Source organism: Rhizobium sp. PRIMUS64 (genome assembly GCF_023006465.1).
Classification (GTDB): domain Bacteria; phylum Pseudomonadota; class Alphaproteobacteria; order Rhizobiales; family Rhizobiaceae; genus Rhizobium; species Rhizobium leguminosarum.
Map to the genome: position 1 here is coordinate 1 of NZ_JALBGX010000316.1, position 720 is coordinate 720.

The following is a 720-nucleotide window of genomic DNA, read 5'->3' on the forward strand; positions in this document are numbered from 1 at the left end:
GTTATGCCGAATTCGGCATAAGGATATGAATATGTCGTGCGACTTCTTTCCTTGGCCGGACGGGTTCCGGGAATCCGGCCTACCGGGCGCGCCCTAAGCGAATTCACCTCCCCTCCCGGCTCGGCCGCCTGAATTCCAGATCGCGGTCAGCAAGACCCGTCAGGCTTCCTGATAGATCAAATAGCTGGTGGGCGACCAAGTGCACGACATCGCCCTCCCGCTGAATGCGACCGTTGATCGAGCGTGGGCGGAAGGCAGGTCGGAAAATGGTTAATCGTGAGGCATTCGGAGTCCAGCAATCTTGTCACAAGATATCTCTCGAAGTAGCACGTTCCAATGAGAAATGAACTTATCCACGAAATCTGGCTCGATCCCGAACGTGATGGTCAGATGCTTCCTGGCCTTTGTCTTGCTGGCCCCATGGGTGATGGGTTCAGGGCACTCCTTAAACCAGGAGCGGTAAAGGCCGCCGAGCTGACGGGACATAGCCATTTCGACGCCATGACCAAATATTGGAAGATTCAAGGCTGGGGCGAATACGTGGCGGAATATCTGCAAGATCACGAGCCCTATCCAGATGAATGGGCAGCAATTCAGCGCACTTTTCTCGATGGCGGAAATTGATCCGCAGTCGGCGGCTGCAGTCTGGCCCTTGTGTGCGCATCACTCTCCTAATGGAAATTTCTGCTCTTCACCTTGAGCTGATCAATATGCAGATCG

The 720-nt window shown here is 54.4% G+C and carries 1 protein-coding gene and 1 pseudogene; one reads left to right on the forward strand and one right to left on the reverse strand.

Features of this window, described 5'->3' with window-relative positions:
* Window positions 1–241: pseudogene (locus MOV76_RS39315) on the reverse strand (hypothetical protein); the annotation flags it as partial.
* A 95-nt stretch (window positions 242–336) separates the two neighbouring features.
* Between MOV76_RS39315 and MOV76_RS39320 the strand changes: the two are divergent.
* Window positions 337–624 (forward strand): hypothetical protein, encoded by a 288-nt coding sequence (locus tag MOV76_RS39320; RefSeq protein WP_247266611.1) that lies wholly within the window; start codon window positions 337–339, stop codon window positions 622–624.
* Window positions 625–720: the final 96 nt, after the last annotated feature.